This window comes from Novosphingobium sp. 9 (genome assembly GCF_025340265.1).
Lineage (GTDB): Bacteria > Pseudomonadota > Alphaproteobacteria > Sphingomonadales > Sphingomonadaceae > Novosphingobium.
Map to the genome: position 1 here is coordinate 385,184 of NZ_CP022707.1, position 16,190 is coordinate 401,373.

The 16,190-nt window shown below is 61.9% G+C and carries 16 protein-coding genes, 1 tRNA gene and 2 pseudogenes; 7 read left to right on the forward strand and 12 right to left on the reverse strand.

Annotation, left to right across the window (positions count from 1 at the left end; translation table 11 throughout):
- Positions 1-42 precede the first annotated feature (42 nt).
- The 6 genes and pseudogenes from CI805_RS01925 (at position 43) to CI805_RS01950 (ending at position 5,339) form a co-directional block, all read left to right on the forward strand.
- Complete coding sequence (locus tag CI805_RS01925) at positions 43-984, forward strand: AAA family ATPase (RefSeq protein ID WP_260925591.1); 942 nt, start codon at positions 43-45, stop codon at positions 982-984.
- A gap of 50 nt (positions 985-1,034) precedes the next feature.
- Positions 1,035-2,365, forward strand: a pseudogene (locus CI805_RS01930) (DUF58 domain-containing protein).
- Positions 2,362-3,392 (forward strand): annotated as a pseudogene (locus tag CI805_RS01935) (stage II sporulation protein M). The pseudogenes CI805_RS01930 and CI805_RS01935 overlap by 4 nt, the downstream one beginning before the upstream one ends.
- Positions 3,392-4,354, forward strand: coding sequence for an RDD family protein (locus CI805_RS01940; RefSeq protein WP_260925593.1), 963 nt, complete (start codon positions 3,392-3,394; stop codon positions 4,352-4,354). The pseudogene CI805_RS01935 and the gene CI805_RS01940 overlap by 1 nt, the downstream one beginning before the upstream one ends.
- The gene (locus CI805_RS01945; RefSeq protein ID WP_260925595.1) at positions 4,351-4,821 is read left to right on the forward strand and encodes a GNAT family N-acetyltransferase; all 471 of its coding nucleotides are present in this window, start codon (positions 4,351-4,353) and stop codon (positions 4,819-4,821) included. Before CI805_RS01940 ends, CI805_RS01945 begins: the two co-directional genes overlap by 4 nt.
- A complete protein-coding gene (locus tag CI805_RS01950; protein ID WP_260925597.1) occupies positions 4,821-5,339 on the forward strand; it encodes a GNAT family N-acetyltransferase in 519 nt (172 codons plus the stop codon). The genes CI805_RS01945 and CI805_RS01950 overlap by 1 nt, the downstream gene beginning before the upstream one ends.
- Positions 5,340-6,064: 725 nt before the next feature.
- On the opposite strand, the gene CI805_RS01955 is transcribed toward CI805_RS01950, so the two are convergent.
- Entirely contained in the window at positions 6,065-7,978 is a 1,914-nt protein-coding gene (locus CI805_RS01955) for an ATP-binding protein (RefSeq protein WP_260925599.1), read from the reverse strand.
- Complete coding sequence (locus CI805_RS01960) at positions 7,975-8,142, reverse strand: hypothetical protein (protein ID WP_260925601.1); 168 nt, start codon at positions 8,140-8,142, stop codon at positions 7,975-7,977. Before CI805_RS01960 ends, CI805_RS01955 begins: the two co-directional genes overlap by 4 nt.
- Before the next feature lie 124 nt (positions 8,143-8,266).
- Between CI805_RS01960 and CI805_RS01965 the strand changes: the two genes are divergently transcribed.
- Complete coding sequence (locus tag CI805_RS01965; protein WP_260925603.1) at positions 8,267-9,046, forward strand: hypothetical protein; 780 nt, start codon at positions 8,267-8,269, stop codon at positions 9,044-9,046.
- A gap of 9 nt (positions 9,047-9,055) precedes the next feature.
- On the opposite strand, the gene CI805_RS01970 is transcribed toward CI805_RS01965, so the two are convergent.
- The 10 genes from CI805_RS01970 to CI805_RS02015 all read right to left on the reverse strand — a co-directional run bounded on the left by CI805_RS01970 (position 9,056) and on the right by CI805_RS02015 (position 16,153).
- Positions 9,056-9,598: a hypothetical protein gene (locus tag CI805_RS01970; protein WP_260925605.1), complete on the reverse strand. Its 543-nt coding sequence runs from the start codon at positions 9,596-9,598 to the stop codon at positions 9,056-9,058.
- 27 nt (positions 9,599-9,625) lie between these two features.
- On the reverse strand, positions 9,626-10,174 hold the full coding sequence (locus CI805_RS01975) for a site-specific integrase (RefSeq protein WP_260925607.1): 549 nt from the start codon (positions 10,172-10,174) through the stop codon (positions 9,626-9,628).
- A gap of 6 nt (positions 10,175-10,180) precedes the next feature.
- A complete protein-coding gene (locus CI805_RS01980) occupies positions 10,181-10,657 on the reverse strand; it encodes a helix-turn-helix domain-containing protein (RefSeq protein WP_260925609.1) in 477 nt (158 codons plus the stop codon).
- Positions 10,658-10,662: 5 nt separating this feature from the next.
- On the reverse strand, positions 10,663-10,830 hold the full coding sequence (locus tag CI805_RS01985) for a helix-turn-helix domain-containing protein (RefSeq protein ID WP_260925611.1): 168 nt from the start codon (positions 10,828-10,830) through the stop codon (positions 10,663-10,665).
- A gap of 87 nt (positions 10,831-10,917) precedes the next feature.
- The gene (locus tag CI805_RS01990; RefSeq protein ID WP_260925620.1) at positions 10,918-11,709 is read right to left on the reverse strand and encodes a hypothetical protein; all 792 of its coding nucleotides are present in this window, start codon (positions 11,707-11,709) and stop codon (positions 10,918-10,920) included.
- Complete coding sequence (locus CI805_RS01995) at positions 11,699-12,928, reverse strand: tyrosine-type recombinase/integrase (RefSeq protein ID WP_260925622.1); 1,230 nt, start codon at positions 12,926-12,928, stop codon at positions 11,699-11,701. Before CI805_RS01995 ends, CI805_RS01990 begins: the two co-directional genes overlap by 11 nt.
- Before the next feature lie 209 nt (positions 12,929-13,137).
- A tRNA-Gly gene (locus CI805_RS02000) sits at positions 13,138-13,211 on the reverse strand.
- A gap of 128 nt (positions 13,212-13,339) precedes the next feature.
- Positions 13,340-13,876 (reverse strand): adenine phosphoribosyltransferase, encoded by a 537-nt coding sequence (locus CI805_RS02005; RefSeq protein WP_260927708.1) that lies wholly within the window; start codon positions 13,874-13,876, stop codon positions 13,340-13,342.
- Between the two features lie 121 nt (positions 13,877-13,997).
- Complete coding sequence (locus CI805_RS02010; protein WP_260925624.1) at positions 13,998-14,837, reverse strand: cytochrome c1; 840 nt, start codon at positions 14,835-14,837, stop codon at positions 13,998-14,000.
- Entirely contained in the window at positions 14,834-16,153 is a 1,320-nt protein-coding gene (locus tag CI805_RS02015) for a cytochrome b (protein WP_260925626.1), read from the reverse strand. The genes CI805_RS02010 and CI805_RS02015 overlap by 4 nt, the downstream gene beginning before the upstream one ends.
- Positions 16,154-16,190 lie beyond the last annotated feature (37 nt).

Consider the following 16,190-nt stretch of genomic DNA (forward strand, 5'->3'; position numbering starts at 1 on the left):
GACCGACACTTCCCGCTGCCCGATGCTTTTTCGCTGCCGGACGTGGCACGCCTTGCCGATGCGATCCGCTCCGAAATCGCCAAGGGCGTGATCGGGCAGGCGGATGTCGTCGAGCACCTGCTGATCGCGCTGATGGCACGCGGGCACGTCCTGCTCGAAGGGCCGCCGGGCACGGCCAAGACCTTCCTGTCGCAGTGCTTCGCAGCCACGCTGGGCCTCGATTTCGGGCGCATCCAGTTTACCCCGGACCTGATGCCGGGCGACATTCTCGGCTCCAACCTGTTCAACTTCCAGACCAGCCAGTTCACGCTGACGCGCGGGCCGATCTTCTGCGACCTGCTGCTGGCCGACGAGATCAACCGCACGCCGCCCAAGACACAGGCCGCGCTGCTCGAAGCCATGCAGGAACGCCGCGTGACGCTGGACGGCGAACGCCACGCGCTGCCCGAGCATTTCCTCGTCGTCGCCACGCAGAACCCGATCGAGAGCCAGGGCGTCTATCCGCTGCCCGAGGCCCAGCTCGACCGCTTCCTGTTCAAGCTGGCCGTGCCCTATCCCTCGCTGGAGGAAGAAGCGCGGATTGTCGCACGCTACAGCGAGAATCGCGGGGCGCCCACGCCTGCCGAACTCGGTATCCGGAGCGTCGTCACTCCGGCGCTGCTCGATGCCGCCACGTGCGCGGTTTCGTCCGTGACGCTGGCCGACAGCGTGACCGATTACGTGGTGCGGCTGGTGCGTGCGACCCGTGAGAGCGCGGATCTGGTGGTGGGCGCCAGCCCGCGTTCGGCGGTACTGCTGGCGGCTGCTGCCCGCGCCCGCGCTGCGCTCGACGGGCGTGACTATGTGGTGCCCGACGATGTGAAGGCGCTGGCGGGGGCCGTGCTGCGCCACCGCCTGACGCTGAGCCCGGCGGCCGAGATCGAGGGGCGTCAGGTCGAGGAGATCGTCGCCCGGCTGGTCGAACAGACCGCCGCGCCGCGCTGAGGCAGGGAAACCAAGCTTCCGTGCCTGCCACGCCTCCCCCTTCTGCGGCGATGCCACCGCCTTCTGCGGCAATGGTCGTGCCGACCACCCGCGCGGTCACGTTGCTGGCCGTCGCCGCGCCGCTGGCGGTGCTGGTCGGCGCGCTGGCGCCGGGGCATGGCTGGCTGCGCCGGTGCTGGGACTGTTCGTGCTGGGCGCGATCCTTGCCGACGCGCTGGTCGCAGGGCGCCTGACCGATCTGCGGGTGACCGTGCCCGACGATGTCGAGGTCGGCCTGCCCGCCGTGATCGCTGTCGATGCAGAGTTGTCAGGTCCTCGCATCTCGCGCATGGAGGCGGCGCTCGGCTGCGACCCGCGTCTGGCCGAGGGCGGGCGGATGACCTTTCCCCTGCGACAGGAAGGCGGCGTTTGGCACGGCGAAGCCCGTTTCGCCGCGCTTCGTCGTGGCACTGGCAGCATCGATGGCCTGTGGCTGCGCTGGACCGGGCCGCTGGGGCTCGCATCGCGCCAGACGCGCGGTGCGATCGCCCGTGCGGTGCGCGTCTGGCCGAATGTCGCTGCGATCCGCTCGCCCGCGTTCCAGACTTATCTGCGCGATGCCCAGTATGGCGTGATCGCCCGCCGCATCCGGGGCGAAGGCGCGCAGTTCGAGGCACTGGCCGAGTACGAGCCCGGCATGGACCGGCGCCGGATCGATTGGAAGGCCTCGGCCCGTCACGTCCATCTCTATGCCAAGGAATACGAGACCGAGCGCAACAACCAGATCGTCTTCGCCTTCGATTGCGGGCAGGCGATGTGCGAGCCGGTCCATGGCATGCCCCGGCTCGACCGGGCGATTTCGGCGGCGCTGGCGACATCCTACGTCGCGCTGCGCGGCGGAGATCGGGTGGCGCTGTTCGGCTTTGCCTCGCGCCCAGAGGTGTCGAGCCCCTTCGTCACATCCTCTGCTGAATTCCACCGCCTGCAACGCGCCGCTGCCGGGCTGGAATATCGCAGCGAGGAGCCGAACTTCACGCTGGCGCTGGCCACGCTCGCCGGGCGGCTTCAGCGCCGGTCGCTGGTCGTGGTGTTCTCCGATTTCTCCGATCCCACCGGCGCCGAACTGATGATCGAAAGCGTCGGACGGCTGGTCAACCACCATGTCGTGCTGTTCGTGTCTCTGGTGGACGAGGAACTGGAGACGATGGCGGCGGCCGAGCCGGAAGATCTCGATACGCTGGCGATGGCCGTCTCGGCGGACACGCTGCTGCGCCAGCGCATGGCCGTGACCCGGCGCCTGCGGCAGATCGGCGTCGACGTGATCGAGGCATCGTGGGATCGGGTCGACACGCGGCTGATCGACGCCTATCTTGCCATCAAGCGTTCGGGAGTGATCGGATGACAGATATCCTCGTCCGTGACGCTGCGGTCGAACGCGCTGCCTTGCGCTCCGACCGTTTCCGGCTGGAACGCGAGGGAGACTGGGCGCGGCTGGAAAAGATCGTCGTGCGGGTCGAAAAAGGGCGCTGGAAGAAGCTGCCCGATGAAGACCTGCTGGCGCTTCCCGGTCTCTACCGCGCGGTTGCCTCCAGCCTTTCGATCGCGCGCGAGACCTCGCTTGATGCGGCCACGCTGGCGTACCTCGAATCGCTGGTGCAGCGCGCCTGGTATGTCGTCTACGGCCCGCGCACCTCGCTATGGGAGTGGCTGACCGGCTTTCTCGGCGGCGGCTGGAGCGCGGCTGTGCGCTCGATCTGGAAGGATACCCTGATCGCGCTGGCGGTGATGGTGGCAGGTGTTGCGGTCGGCTGGCTGCTCGTCGCGCATGATCCGTCCTGGTTTTATGCGCTGATGCCCGGTGGTGACGGAGAGGTCCGTGTGCCCGGCGCCACGCGTGAGGCGCTGCACGGCTCGCTGTTCGGGCAGTCGAAGGAAAACGGCTTGAGCGTGTTCGCCGCACAGCTGTTCAGCAACAATGCGCAAGTGTCGATTCTTGCCTTTGCCTTCGGTTTTGCCTTTGGCGTGCCGACGCTGCTGCTGCTGGTGCAGAACATGGCGCTGCTGGGCGCCCTGCTGTGGCTCTATCACGGCGCCGGTCTGACGGTCGATTTCATGGGCTGGATCGCGGTCCACGGGACCACCGAGATCTTCGCGATCCTGCTGGCAGGCGCCGCCGGGCTGCACGTCGGGCGGGCCATGGCGTTCCCGGAGAGCGCCCCGTTTTGCAGGCCGCCGCCGAAGCGGGAAGACGTGCCGCCGTGGTGATGGCGGGCGTCGTGTTGATGCTGGTCTGCGCGGCCCTGCTCGAAGGTTTCGCTCGGCAGATGGTGGATGAGACGGCGGGGCGCTATGCGATCGGCGGCTTCATGCTGGCGCTGTGGACGAGCTATTTCTACCTGTTCCGGCGCGGTTACGGGAGGCACTCCTGATGGCGTTGCGCCCGCCCTTTCGCCTGAAACGCAAGCCGCGTCAGCCGGCACCTCCGAAGACGCGTGACCGTGTGCTGGTGACGCCGGAGGGCATTTCCCTGCCGGTGAAAGTGGCGACCCGTGGCGCACGGATGGGGGCTCTTGTCATCGACCTGCTGTTCATCGGCCTGATCATGGCGGGCGTCAGTTTTGCCTTGATGTCCTTGCTGGGCGGGGCAGGCGTCGCAGCGGACCGGATGAAGGACGGCTCGCTTCTGGGCAAAGCGATGATGCTGATCTTCATCGTCTGGATAGTCTTCATGTTCCTGTTGCGAAACGCCTATTTCCTGTTCTTCGAGCTGGGCGCTCGAGGGGCGACGCCAGGCAAGCGCATCGCCGGTATCCGCATCGCCGCGCGCGACGGTGGGCGGCTGAGCGCCGAGATGGTCATCGCGCGCAATCTCCTGCGCGATATCGAACTGTTCCTGCCGGTGCTGCTGGTCGCGTCTGCAGGCGTGGAAAGCGGCGCCGCGTGGCTGGCGGCAACCGGCTGGTTCGCGATCTTCATGCTGTTCCCCTTCTTCAATCGCGATGCCCTGCGCGCAGGAGACGTGGTAGCCGGAACCTGGGTGCTCGAACGCCCACGACACCGGCTGCAACCAGTGCTCGGGGCCGCCGTGACAGCGCCATCAGAAGCAGGGGAGACGCCCGCGCCGGAACGCCGCCGCTACGATTTCACAAGGGCCGAACTGGCGGTCTATGGCGAATTCGAATTGCAGACGCTGGAACGTGTTCTGCGCGAATCCGGGGACAAGGCGCTCGATTCGGTCTATCAGACCATCGCCCGCAAGATTCAGCGTCAGGACGGCTGGGGCGACGAACGCGCGTTTCTCGAGGATTATTACCTTCAGCTTCGCGCACGTCTGGAAACGGGGATGCGTATGGGGCAACGCAAGGCGGACAAGTATTCGGATATTTCATGACCTTACCTTCCCTGCGTATCGAGCGTGACGATCTGACCAGCGCGCAAATCCTCTCCCTCCTGCAATTCCACCTCGACCAGATGCACCGCTGGTCGCCACCGGAAAGCATCCACGCCATGCCCGCCGAAATGCTGCGGGCTGCGGATGTGGACTTCTTCTCAGCCTGGACCGCCGAGGATCTGGCAGGCTGCGGGGCGATCCGCATGATCGCGCCGCACCACGCCGAGCTGAAATCCATGCGCGTCGATCCGCGCTTCCTTCGGCAGGGGGTGGGAGAAGCAATCCTCCTGCATCTATTGCAAGAAGCCCGCGCGCGCGGCTGCAAGCGGGTAAGCCTGGAGACCGGCCGCCCTGCCCCGTTCCATGCCGCCCATGCGCTCTACCGCAAGCATGGTTTTGCCGAATGCCCGCCGTTCGGGAACTATCTTCCCGATGACTTTTCTCTCTGTATGACCCGGATTCTGTGATGGACTATCGCGACGCGACCCCTGAAGATACCACCGCGCTGGCAGACCTTGGCCGCCGCAGCTTCGTGGCCAAGTTCGGGCACCTCTACAGCCCTGAAAACCTGTCGAATTTTCTCGCCGAGATGTATGACGAGGCGAAGGTTGCAGGGGAAATCGTCGATCCGGCAATCAGGACCAGCCTGGCCATCGAGGATGGCGTGCTCATGGGCTACTGCAAGGTAAAACTGGCCTGCGGATGGCCCGAACATGCCCGTGTCGATCCGTCCCGTGTGGTGGAACTCAAGCAGCTCTATACCGATCCCGCGGCGGTCGGCAGGGGCATTGGCGGGCGGCTCATGGAATGGGCTCTCGACCTTGCCCGCTCACGCGAGGCTCGCGAGATGCAGATTTCCGTCTACAGCGAAAATACCGGCGCGCACCGTTTCTACGAACGCTACGGCTGCGAAAAGATCGCCGACATCTTCTTCATGGTCGGCAGTCATCGCGACGATGAATTTCTCTACGCAGCCATGCTGTAAAGGTAGCGGGAACCGCAAATCTGCCTAAAAAGATCAGATTTACGCCATTCAAGGTCGGCGAATTTAACGGGATACCCCCAATCATACCCCCAAATGTGCTGGCTAGGCGCATTTCCGGGCGGCTGGAGGGCCGCCAGGCTCACCAATCCCAAGGCCCCCTGCGGAGCAGAACCGGCAATCCGATCCGGGTGCGTTTACCGGCCGGAGAATTGCCGATTAGACCCCCACACCGTACGCGACAAATCGCTCGGAGATTCGGAAAAGATTGGCGATTTAATAGATAGATACGCCTCGATTGTGGCTTTGGCAGCTTCACCGTCAGAATTGACTGACACAATTTTAGCCAATCAATTCTAAGTCGCTACGCTGGCAAAGGCCCGGAAACGCTGCACAGTCAGGCAGTGTCTACCTACTTGCCCTTGACCCGGAAACGACTTGCTCCGCTTCAACCGGTGAAATCAAAAACGCGGGTCCTACCCACGTAGTTTCGAAGCCCTACGCGCTTGCGAACCGCATATCTCATGCGCCCCCCATGATTTTGAACTGGTTGGAGTTAGAAGTTTGAGTTTGGACAGGGTCAAAATTGTCACCGCCGCCAGGCTTTGCTCGCTCGCATGGGGTTTACTCAGGAGTAAAATAGCTCTTGCCCGAAATCCCGGCACGATCAAAAAATGCCTGATTTCGCGCCCGCGCATCGCCCAGCAGCGCATCCCATCCAATCAGCTCTATCGAACCTTGGAAACCGTTTCGCGGTTGGTAGAGCCGCCCCGGCCATCCGCCGTGCGCTGCCAAGTGTAGGTCCAATCGTCGAGCTTCCCGACGATATCAGCGACCACAAAGCAATGGAAAACGGTATGGCTGTCCAACTTGATTGGCCGCCCCTTCACATCATTCAATCCCCCTGCCTGCAATTGCCGGACATAGCGTTCGACCTGCGTTTGAGGATTTTCATTGTCTGCGTAGTTTGTGCGGCCAGGGCGCTTGAACTCCACCAAAAGGACTTTGGATGGCTCCTCTGTCTGGCGCAGACCATGAACGTAATCGAATATCAGAACGTCGGGTCGGTCGTCGCTTTCGACTGCTTGCGACAACGCCGAAAATTCCACATCGGAGCTGAAATACTGTGCGAACGTAAGCCGCTCGTCTATGATCCATAGATCGTGGGACGCCGCCGATTCCACCTTCTTGGAGCCATCGGCAATCGTGCTTACCCGCAATGGGCAGATGAACGAATGGAGGATATCTTCCCGCTGATAGGAGCTATCCCGCGTGTCGTCGCGGACCTTTTCAAGCAGAATTTCGATGAAATCGAGAACGACTTTTCGGCGCACAATGTATTCGGCAAGGCTGCGTTGTTCAGCATCTTCAATCGCTTTCCCGGCTTCAACAATGGTGGCGGCGAATGTCGCCGCGTCCGCCTCTCCACCCCTTAACCGGCTTAGGACCGACCTAATCTTTTCCGCTTGCCGTTGGTCCCGCCGGAACCGCTCCCGCGCCAAGTGGCCGTATATCGCATCCTCTTTCAATTCGCCGGACGGAATCTTGGACTGAAGTTCATCGGTGTTGCCGAACGCCACTGAAGGATAGCTTTCGGTGATTTGTTCGATTTTCTCGCGCTGTTCGCCGCCCAACTTTTCCAGCGGTGCCTTCAGGAACTCTTCGATATGCGCGGTGCAGACATCGTTGATGATGCGGTCCAGGACCACATCCTCAAACATGAAGGCGGTGCGTTCCTGATTCACGTTCTTGTCCAAGAACTCGCCTGTCAGAATGGCGTGGAACACCCTGTCCCCATCATCGCCGAAGTATTTCAGGCCAAGTTTGCCGTCGATGCTTTGAGATTGAACTGTTCGGTCATGGGCGATGAAGTGGACAAAATGGTGCCCCTTCAGATCGGCGCTGGCTACCTTGTCGCATTCCATCAATGTCAGGTGCAGCAGGCCGTAATCTTCAGTTTCAAGCCGAATATCGGCCTGCTTCCGATGAACGATGTTATCGATTTCGGCTGGATAATTCCGGGTCTCATCCCCGACATAGACCGAGATTTGCGGGCACTTTTTGCCGATGAAGGTTGGCAGGAAGTGCGACGTTAAGTGCTGGAAAACGAAGCTGTCTCTGCCGGGAAAATTGGAAAGGTATCCGTTGTCCCGCAAACCATCGAACCGAACGAAGAATGAGGGCGCTTCACTGTCTGCGACGGCTTCGACCTTTTCGTTCTGAATCTGATCGTCCTGCTTCAACACGAAATCGAAGGAGCGCCGCTCCATGCCGCTGTCCGACTTGTATGTGCTGACAACGCTAACCTTCTGAAAGCAATCCAGCCAAAGGAGCCTCCCAACCCCTTTGCCGCCAATCGAAATCTTGTTCCCCGTATCCGTTTCGGTGAAGGCCTCCCAATTGGTTTCATCCAATCCAAGGCCGTTGTCTTCAACCGTGGCCCAAACATTGTCCTTGTTCCGATTTGTGCTGACGGTGATGTAAATTTTGCCGTTTGTGCTGACGGTTTCTTGAAACCGGCCTTGCACGGAATGAATCGCGTTGCTGATCGCCTCAAACAGCGGTTGCATGGCCGCCGCCAGGTTCTTGGGCTTGGGCAGGCGGTCAATGCGTTTTACGAGATTTGGCCGAAGTGAAGTCATGCCTGCACCGCTCCCGCAATCTGATCGCCACCCCTAATCACGGCGGGCAATTTCGCATCCAACTCCCCAATGGACTTGTCCGCTTGCATCTCCAGCGGGCGAAAGGGCACCGTCAAATGGTGATTATAGACAAATTCCTTGCCCTTAAAATTCAGTTCCGGCACGCATTATTCCCCTTCAATTCACCATCCCTAGCAGCCGCCGCGCCAGCGCGCCACGGATTGCATTGAAGGCAAACCTTGTGCAAACATGGCAGTGTCTGGGAAAAGCAAAGGTTAGCTGTTCAACATGAGTTCCGGTCTTGGGTTGAAGCCCACATTTCAGCCGCCGGAAATCGATTGGTCCGATGAAGACGGGGCAGTTGAAGCCATGGTTGAATGGTTTCACATGAACTTTGAAGACCCGGCACAACATACGCCATACGAAAGCGCAGAAGGCGGCTATCAGTATATATGGGGTGGCCCCTATCACGCCGATGAAGAACTTTGGGATGCGTTCCCGGATGCGCCGGAAGAATTGATAGCGCGCGCCGCTGACGAAATTCAGTCTGACGGCCTCTTTGATTGGGCACCATCGGACTTGCGAATCCAGCCGGACGACGAACCCGACGATGACGATTACCGCCAGCCGCTAGAGGCAAGGCTTGAAGCCCTTGGCGGGCAACTGGACCGGATCGAACAGCACATTGCCTATTGGCGCAACCGTGCGCCCCAATTGGGGCACAACGGCCCGCCCGACGAATTCCGCCTTGAACCCGATGATGAAGACCTAGCAGCGGCGGAAGCCAGCGTTGCCCAAGTCCGGGTTGAACTGGCGAAGCCAGACCGGGCCAACACGGCCAATGCGGAAGTGATCGAAAAGGCCGAAGGCGCATTCAAGCGGCTGGCCAACAAGATTTTCGGCTGGATCAAAGCCGGGGCTGGCGCACTTGTGATCGGGATTATCGGCGGCGCGGGCAAGCATATCGGCGAAGAAATTACGAAAGACCCGCAAGCGTTCTGGAACGTACTAACTGAAGCGGGATCAACGCTTGCAGATTGGGCTGGTCATCTAACCGCCCTGTTCTGAACGGATGGGTCAGGAGCCGCCCGGCCCGTTGCCCGGCAAGTTCTGCATCACTGCGACCACTTGGGCCACCAACGCTGGATCGATCGTTGCCGCCAGCTTGCTTGCCGCGCTCATGCCCCGAATCAACTCCGCTTGCCGATGCGGAGCAACGGTCCCGTAGCTGGTCAGCGTCGTCATCACGCGCTCGTGCCCCAGATTTTGCGACCATGCCTTGAATTGCTCCGGCGTGGTGCAGACCTGTTCGCCAAGCTGCACCAGCGTATCGCGCAGCGAATGCGGGTTGAAATAGGGCAGGCCAGCCGCCTCGAATGCCTTGCGGAAAATGTCACGGATAGGTCCGGCTCCTTGCCAGCATTCGCCTCGGTGCAGGCCAACGGTCGCGAAGCCGCCATTTTTGCCAAGCCCGATTTGCGTGGGCGGGAACAGCGGGTCGCCATCGCCCCAAAGCAGGGTGGCGCGCAGATACTCGCACCAGTCCTGCACTATCTGGTGCGCATCGCCGCCGACTGGGAAAAACCACGTCGCAAAGGTCTTGCTGGCCTTGGTCTTCACGTCGCGGGCGTCCTGATCGACGCGGCCTTACACCAGATCGATATGCTTGAGCCGGAACGACGCCAGCGCCCCGTCCCGCGCGCCGGTCAGCAGGGCGAAGGCCACCAGCGCCCGGTTGCGCAGTTCTATCGCGGTGCCGGTGGGCATGGTGGCGATGACGTAGTGGACTTGATCCAGCGACGGGAACGCCTTGTGCCGTGCCGCCTTGGCTATCCGCACGTCCTTTTCAGCCAAATTGAAATAGTCGGCATCGGCGTAGGACAGGCGGGACTTGTAACCGGGCTGGCCCGCCAGCCAGACAAAGAACGCGCGCAGGGCTGACAGGGTGGAATTGACCGTCGCCCGACTGAGTGGTTTTCCGGTGCGCACTGCCGGTTGCTTGTCCAGCTTGTGCTTGAAGGCCATGGCCTGCGCGCGGTAGAAGGTCTTGAAGTCCTTGTGCCCGTTCGCCTCCTCGAAGCGCGCCAGCGCCTTCGCTACGGCATCGATCGATGCTTCGTCCCGGCGCTGTGCTTCCTTCAGATAGGTGAAGTATTCCCGCTTGATCCGGGCGTTTGCGGCATTGTGTTTTGCCATGGTCTGTCAGTCCTTTCGATCGTCACAATTCAGGGAAGGGGCGGTGCGCTCACATATGCGTGAACCTGCCTCCCTGATTTGGACGGCCAGATTGGGCATGATCGCGGCGATTGCGGCCAAGCGGGTGCGGCGGTGCATCATTGTGCCGCAGACTTCGCAAATGGCGCTCAGGTTGCCCGTGGTGGCATTCTGGCGGGTGGCTTCGACCATGCCCATGGCAGGCGCGCGCGGCTGACGGCACTTGAAGCAATAGAGCGTGCCCGGCGGACAGGGCTGCTTACGGCTGGCGTTGCGCTTGGCGAGGAAGGCGCGAACCGTTGCCCCGTCGAACAAGGTAGGGCGGCCCTTGCTGACAGGCTCCAGCCCCTTGGTCTGCCAGTGCCGCACGGTGTTCTTATGGACACCGCAACAGACCGCCAGCTCCTCCGTGCTGTAAATACGGTGAAGCTTGACCCGGCGCGGAGTAGACCGTTGCGACGGCATGGCGATCAGGCCTGCCCGTCCACCAGACGGCGAATTGATTCGCCCCTTATCAATGTTCGGCGGCCCAGCTTGAAGGATTCCAGCCGCCCGTCTGCGATCATGGCGTAAATGGAAGTTCGCCCCATACTCAACAGTCGGGCGGTTTCGTTTACAGAATAAACAAGGCGTTCCATTCGATGTCTCCAGCCCGTTAATGGGCGGTGACAATCATCGGCATTCGCTCAAGATAAGCTGCCGGTTAGTGCCAGAAATGCCGGAAATCACCCTTCTAGGGATCGCAAGCGGTCCAGAACCGAACGCGCAGCAGCCTGCACAGTGGCGCGCGACGGGCTTTCCAGCCCCCTTTCAGCAAGTCGATCAGCGATGGCCGTTATCAGCGCCTCTTGGCCTTGCGAGCCTTCACCCGCCGGAAAACCATGCTCGTGAATGTATGCTACCAATTCCGCAATCCAGTCCGGCCAAGCAGGACTAGGCGGACGCCCCTTCCTTGCACTTGCCCGTTCGAGCGGTTCCGGGGCAGGCGTCTGCACCACTCCCGCGAAAGATTGCACCAATGCAACCTTGTCAAATTGTAGGCCCACAATTGTAAGCGTTACGTCCGAAAAATCGTGCTCGACCGTCAGCTTGAAATCGCCTGTCTGCCAGTTTGCGTGTTCGATCCCGGAACAATCGCCTCCTTGGCTGGCTGTCTCCAAGACTTCAAAAAAACCGGAAATCTCACTGAAGGCGGTGCGAAAGATAGTCCTATGGAAGTGACTTAAGTCAGTCTCCCGATCACGAAAATAGTCAAACCGATTGATATAATCGTGCGGGTCTTCGGACCGCGCCCATGTCAGTGCCTGCACAGGAATGATAATCACAGCCCTGCGGCAAATTGCTCTTATGGCGTCGTCACTGCCGACCCCGCAAATTTTTTGGACTATTGCCTTGGCTTCGCGCGCTGGCACCCAGTCACCGGACGCGGGTTCCAGCACAATCGGGCGCTGAAGTTCTGCGACAAAACTGTCGATTTCGGCAGAGAATGCCGCGAGCTTATCTTTGTCAGGCTTCACGCTTGGATAGGTAGATGACCTCTGCCCCTTCGCGCAACTGATCCAGATAGTCCGACCACCATTGCGCCATATCGACGCGCTCTTTCCAATGCGCGCCCCGGTGATACGCTGCGCGCACCTTGTCGTCGTCGCCATGGGCCAGAGCGCGTTCGATGGCGTCCGGGTGCCACTTGCCACTTTCATTCAACAGGGTGGAAGCCATCGCCCGAAAGCCATGTGCCGTCATTTCATCGGTCGCATACCCCAGCCGCCGCAGTCCGGCGTTGATTGTGTTTTCGCTCATCGGGCGGGTGCGGGTGCGCACGGAAGGAAAAATGTAGCCGGACGGGCCAGTGATTGCCTGCACTTCGCGGAACAGTTCCAAGGCCTGTCGTGAAAGCGGAACGTGGTGCGGCTTGCGCATTTTCATCTTGCCCGCCGGGATGATCCAGAGCGCGCCATCCAGATCGATTTCGCTCCATTCGGCATGGCGCAGTTCGCCGGGGCGAACGAACACGTGCGGGGCGATTTGCAGGGCCAGCTTGGTAATGCCACTGCCTTCGTAGCCATCGATGGCCCGCAGCAATTCGCCCACGCGCTTCGCTTCGGTGATTGCGCCGTAGTGCGTCACCTTGGGCGCAGTCAGCGCCCCGCGCAGATCGCGCGTAGGGTCCGAGCGCAAACGCGCGGTGGCGACGGCATAGCGGAAAACCATGCTGGCCAGTTGCAGGGTGCGGCGCGCGCTTTCTAAATTGCCCTTGGCTTCGATCTTGCGAACGGCCACCAGCACATCGGCAGGCTCGATTTCGGCAATGGGCAACTTGCCGATGCCGAGGTTCAGCAGTGACAGCAGGTATTCGCTGCGCGTGGCGGTGGCGGGCGACCAGCCCTTTTCGCCGTCGCGCTTGCGCTTGGCGCAATACTCATTGGCGATGGCGGTGAACGTGTCTGCCGCTTGGATGCGCGAGCGAACCTTTTCGCGCTGCTTTTCACGCGACGGGTCTTGGCCCTGCGCAATCATCGCCCGCGCTTCCTCGCGCCGCTTGCGCGCTTCGCTCAGCCCAATTTCAGGGTAGGCTCCAATCGCCAGCAGCTTTTCCCGCCCGTCGATCCGATACTTGAGCCGCCAGAGCTTTCCGCCTGCTGGCGTGACCAGCAGGAACATGCCTGCCCCGTCCGCCAGCTTGGTTGCCTTTGCGCCCGGCTTAGCGTTCCGAATTGCCACGTCTGTAAGCGCCATATGCTGCCAGCCTTTCCAGGGCCTAGCCCCCGAAACACCCCCAGACGTGGGGGTATCGAATTGGCCGTTTGCAGATACCCCCCAATCATACCCCCACCGGCTGGTGGCTAAATGCGAACGCGGGTGAACGCTTGCGGCCTGATAACCGCTAATTACCTTGGATTTTCCGGGGCTGTCTAGACGAATACGAACATCGACGGACAGGAAATTGGAGCGGGTAGCGGGAATCGAACCCGCATAGCCAGCTTGGAAGGCTGGAGCTTTACCACTAAGCTATACCCGCTCATGCCGTATGGCAGGCTGTCGCCTGCACATCGGGAAACAGCGCTTGCCACGGGAGCAGGCGCGCAGTCAATCCGCTTTGCGCACCGGGAGGCAGTTTTACACGTCCCCCGTTTACAAGCGCGCCTGTCAGTGGCCTTCGAACGTCATCAGCGTACGGCAGACGATATTCGCCCCTGCCAGTCGCGTGCGACCGCCGAGTTCGGGGAGTTCGACCGCGAACAGCGCCTCTTCCACTACCCCACCCGCGCGGCGCAGCAGTTCCGCCGCTGCCATCGCGGTGCCGCCGGTCGCCAGCAGGTCATCGACCAGCACCACACGGCGTCCCTCGCCCACGGCGCCCGGATCGACCTCCAGCGTGTCGGTGCCGTATTCCAGCGCATAGTCGATGGCGAGGACCGCAACCGGCAGCTTGCCGGGCTTGCGCACGGGAATGAACGGCAGGCCCATCGTCGCGGCCATCGCGGCGCCGAAGATGAAGCCGCGCGCCTCGATCCCGGCGATCGCCTCGGCACCGGCGGCGCGTGCAAGGTCGGCCATCGCAGCCACGGCGGCGGCAAAGCCGGAGCCGTCACCGATCAGCGTGGTCACATCGCGGAACAGGATTCCGGGCTTGGGAAAGTCCGGGATCGTGCGGATAAGCGCCTTGAAGTCCGCTTCCGTCATGCCACTGGGTGTCATAGGGTTGGATGCCATGCCATTCTGGGTCATGCGGCCCGGATGGCCCCCGCTCCGGCGAGGGTCAAGGCGTTATCGGCAGGCCGTCAGGGCTAAATGTCGACAGGCCCTAGTGCTTTGTTCCGGACCAGATCTGGCGATACGAGAGATAGCCCATGGTGGTGGCGAACAGCAGGAAGCCGAGCACGACCCAGCCGGTCTGCTTGCGCTTGTCCATCTTGGGCTCCGCCGTCCAGATCAGGAAGGCGGCGACGTCGGTGGCCATCTGGTCCACCGTCGGCTTCGGATTGCCCGGCCCGTACTGCACCTGTCCGTTGGCCACCAACGGGGGCGCCATCGCGAGGTTGAGGTTCGCGAAATAGGGATTGTAGTGCAGACCCTGCGGCGTCTTTGCATCGGGGAAGCGGCGCAGCAGCGAGGCGGGCTGGGCGCGGAAGCCGGTGAGCAGCGAGTGGACATAGGCCGCGCCGCCCTCCCGCGCCTTGACGATCAGCGAGAGGTCGGGCGGGATCGCATTGTTGTTCGCCGCACGCGCCGCCACATCGTTGGCGAAGGGCTTGGGGAAGTAGTCTGTCGGCGTGCCGGGGCGCATGTTCGCCTCGCCTGTCACCGGATCGATGCCGGGCACCTGCATGCCTGCCGCGATGGCCTTCACCTCCGCCTCGGAATAGCCGATCTGCGAAAGGTCGCGGAACGCCACATGGCTGAGCGAATGGCAGGCGGAGCAGACCTCGCGATAGACCTGAAAGCCGCGCTGGAGCTGCTGGTTGTCGAACCGTCCGAACGGCCCGTCACTGGCGAAGTGGATTTCCTTCGGCTCACGGTGATAGGCCTGCTCGACGGTCTGCGCCGCCGGGTCCTCGATGGCGGTCATCGCGCCGTTGTAGAACGACCAGCCGAGCCCTGCGGCAAAGAACAGCCCGACGAGGATCGAGACGAGGCGGATCATGCCGTGACCTCCTCGCTCGCTGGAGCAGGCGGCGGAGTCGACGGCGAAACCAGCGGCACCTCATGATCCTTGCCCAGCACCGATTCGGTGATCGAGAACGGCAGCGGATCGGGGCGCTCCAGCAGCGAGACCAGCGGCAGCACGATCAGGAAGTGCGCGAAGTAATAGATCGCCGCGAGCTGGCTGATCATCACGTAGGGCTCTGCCGCAGGGGCACCGCCGCACCAGCCCAGCACCAGCACGTCCACCACCAGCACCGCGAAAAACCACTTGAACACCGGGCGATACTTGCCCGAGCGCACCGGCGAGCGGTCCAGCCAGGGCAGGAAGAACCAGACGAGGATCGCGCTGAACATCGCCAGCACGCCCATCAGCTTGGCCTGAATGAAGAAGAAGTTCGAGGTGAAGGCGCGCAGAATCGCGTAGAACGGCCAGAAATACCACTCGGGCACGATATGCGCGGGCGTGCTCATCGGATTGGCCGGAATGTAGTTGTCCGGGTGACCGAGCAGGTTGGGCGCGAAGAACACGAAGACCGAGAAGATGATCGCGAACACGCCGATCGCCCAGCCGTCCTTGGCGATGTAGAACGGGTAGAACGGCACCGTGTCGCTCTCCTGCTTCACCTCGACCCCGGTGGGGTTCGACGATCCGGGGATATGCAGCGCCCAGATATGCAGGATCACCACGCCCACGATCACGAAGGGCAGCAGGTAATGCAGCGAGAAGAAGCGGTTGAGCGCGGCATTGTCCGGCGCATAACCGCCCAGCAGCCACTGCTGCAGCGGGTCGCCCACCAGCGGTATCGCCGAGAACAGCCCGGTGATGACCTTGGCGCCCCAGTAGCTCATCTGCCCCCAGGGCAGGACATAGCCCATGAACGCCGTTGCCATCGTCAGCAGGAAGATGACCACGCCCAGCAGCCACACCATCTCGCGCGGGGCCTTGTACGATCCGTAGAAGAAGCCCCGGAAGATGTGGATATACATCACCACGAAGAACGCCGAGGCGCCGTTGACATGGGCATAGCGGAACGCCCAGCCCCAGTTGACGTCGCGCACCGTCATTTCCACGCTGTCGAAGGCGACCTGCGTATTGGCGGCATAGTGCATCGCCATGACCACGCCGGTCACGATCTGGATCATCAGGCACAGGCCCGCCAGAAAGCCGAAGTTCCACCAGTAGTTGAGGTTGCGCGGCACCGGATAGCCGCCGCCCACCGCATTGTAGACGAGGCGCGGCAGCGGCAGGCGCTCGTCCAGCCACTTCATCGCGGGATGTTTGGGTTCGTAGTGCTTGGCCCAGGGAAAGCTCATGGCAACCTGCTCCTCATGTCCTTCACCTTCCCCACCC

Excerpts from the sequence above, each read along its gene's own strand:
- CI805_RS01940 (WP_260925593.1), top strand. The coding sequence starts at position 3,392 with ATGGCGTTGCGCCCGCCCTTTCGCCTGAAACGCAAGCCGCGTCAGCCG.
- CI805_RS01945 (WP_260925595.1), top strand. The coding sequence starts at position 4,351 with ATGACCTTACCTTCCCTGCGTATCGAGCGTGACGATCTGACCAGCGCG.
- CI805_RS01950 (WP_260925597.1), top strand. The coding sequence starts at position 4,821 with ATGGACTATCGCGACGCGACCCCTGAAGATACCACCGCGCTGGCAGAC.
- CI805_RS01955 (WP_260925599.1), bottom strand. The coding sequence starts at position 7,978 with ATGACTTCACTTCGGCCAAATCTCGTAAAACGCATTGACCGCCTGCCC.
- CI805_RS01965 (WP_260925603.1), top strand. The coding sequence starts at position 8,267 with ATGAGTTCCGGTCTTGGGTTGAAGCCCACATTTCAGCCGCCGGAAATC.
- CI805_RS01975 (WP_260925607.1), bottom strand. The coding sequence starts at position 10,174 with ATGGCAAAACACAATGCCGCAAACGCCCGGATCAAGCGGGAATACTTC.
- CI805_RS01980 (WP_260925609.1), bottom strand. The coding sequence starts at position 10,657 with ATGCCGTCGCAACGGTCTACTCCGCGCCGGGTCAAGCTTCACCGTATT.
- CI805_RS01985 (WP_260925611.1), bottom strand. The coding sequence starts at position 10,830 with ATGGAACGCCTTGTTTATTCTGTAAACGAAACCGCCCGACTGTTGAGT.
- CI805_RS01995 (WP_260925622.1), bottom strand. The coding sequence starts at position 12,928 with ATGGCGCTTACAGACGTGGCAATTCGGAACGCTAAGCCGGGCGCAAAG.
- CI805_RS02005 (WP_260927708.1), bottom strand. The coding sequence starts at position 13,876 with ATGACGGAAGCGGACTTCAAGGCGCTTATCCGCACGATCCCGGACTTT.
- CI805_RS02010 (WP_260925624.1), bottom strand. The coding sequence starts at position 14,837 with ATGATCCGCCTCGTCTCGATCCTCGTCGGGCTGTTCTTTGCCGCAGGG.
- CI805_RS02015 (WP_260925626.1), bottom strand. The coding sequence starts at position 16,153 with ATGAGCTTTCCCTGGGCCAAGCACTACGAACCCAAACATCCCGCGATG.